The 1,659-nt window shown below is 72.5% G+C and carries 1 protein-coding gene; it reads left to right on the forward strand.

Annotated elements, in window-relative coordinates; all coding sequences use genetic code 11:
- Positions 1 to 155: 155 nt before the first annotated feature.
- The gene (locus tag ACFWIS_RS28525; protein WP_380464136.1) at positions 156 to 1,631 is read left to right on the forward strand and encodes an aminopeptidase P family protein; all 1,476 of its coding nucleotides are present in this window, start codon (positions 156 to 158) and stop codon (positions 1,629 to 1,631) included.
- The last annotated feature ends 28 nt before the right edge of the window (positions 1,632 to 1,659 follow it).

Raw genomic sequence — 1,659 nt, forward strand, 5'->3', positions numbered from 1 at the left:
ACCTCCCGCCTGCGGGAGGTTGACGACGGGCCCTACCCCACCCGCAGCCCTTCTCTTCGGGCCCCGTTCGATATACGGTACACAACGCTTGTTACGTACCAGGCAGGTCGACGCGACGAGGCGTCGCACCCAGGCCCCCGACTGGAGAGTCCGCTGTGACCGAGTCCGCCCAGCCCATCGAGCCCGCCCAGCCCACCGAGCCCATCAAGTACCGCAAGAACGGCCTGACACGCGGGGTGACCGAGGAACTCGCCGAGAGCATGAAGCACGGCTGGGCCGACACCGAGCGCCACGGCCTGGAGCCGATCGCACAGGCCGCCCACACCGAGCGCCGCCGGGCCGCGCTGTCCGCCGCCTTCCCGGGCGAGCTGCTGGTGGTGCCGTCCGGCAACCCCAAGGTGCGGGCCAACGACACCGACTACCCGTTCCGCCCGTCCTCCGACTACGTCTACCTGACCGGTGACCAGTCCCAGGACGCCGTCCTGGTGCTGGAGCCCGTCGGGGACACCGGCCACCACGCGGCGCTCTACCTGCGCAACCGCTCCGACATCGAGAGCGGCGAGTTCTGGCTGGACGGCCACGGCGAGCTGTGGGACGGCCGCCGCAACAGCCTGACCGAGAGTGAGAAGCTGTTCGGCCTCCCCTGCCGGGACGTCCGCACCGTGCGCACCGACCTGGCCGCGGCCACCGCTCCGGTGCGGGTGCTGCGCGGGCACGACGCCGGGGTGGAGGCCGCCCTCGACGGCCGGGCGGGCGCCGGGCAGAACACCGGTCGGGACGCCGAGTTCGAGGTCTTCCTGTCCGGACTGCGCCTGGTCAAGGACGAGTTCGAGATCGCCGAGCTGCGCCTCGCCTGCCAGGCGACCGCCCGCGGCTTCGAGGACGTGGTGCGCGTGCTCGGCACGGACGCCCCGACGCCCGAGCGGCTGATCGAGGGCACCTTCTTCGTCCGGGCCCGGCTGGAGGGCAACGACGTCGGCTACAGCACCATCGCCGCCGCCGGGCCGCACGCCACCACCCTGCACTGGGTGCGCAACAACGGCCATGCCCGCCCCGGCGACCTGCTGCTGCTCGACGCCGGCGTGGAGACCAACGAGCTGTACACCGCGGACGTGACCCGCACCCTGCCGGTCTCCGGCCGCTTCACCAACGTCCAGCGGAAGGTCTACGACGCCGTCCACGCCGCCCAGGAGGCCGGCATCGCGGCCGTCCGGCCCGGCGCGGACTTCCGCGACTTCCACCACGCCGCCCAGCGCGAACTCGCCGAACACCTCACCGCCTGGGGCCTGTTCGGCGACCTCACCGCCGACAAGGTGTACGAGCTGGGCCTGCACCGCCGTTTCACCCTGGCCGGGACGGGCCACATGCTCGGCATCGACGTCCACGACTGCGCCCACTCGCGCACCGAGGAGCACGTCGACGGGACGCTGCTGCCGGGCATGGTGCTCACCGTCGAGCCGGGGCTGTACTTCCAGCAGAACGACCTGACGGTGCCGGAGGAGTACCGGGGCATCGGCGTGCGGATCGAGGACGACATCCTGGTCACCGAGGACGGCAACGAGAACCTCTCCGCCGACCTCCCGCGCGGCTCCGCGGAGGTCGAGGCCTGGCTGGCCCGCCTGCGCGGCTGAGCGCGGCCCGTGCGGCACCCGGTGACCC

The sequence above is a fragment of the Kitasatospora sp. NPDC127060 genome, assembly GCF_042724935.1.
GTDB lineage: Bacteria > Actinomycetota > Actinomycetes > Streptomycetales > Streptomycetaceae > Kitasatospora.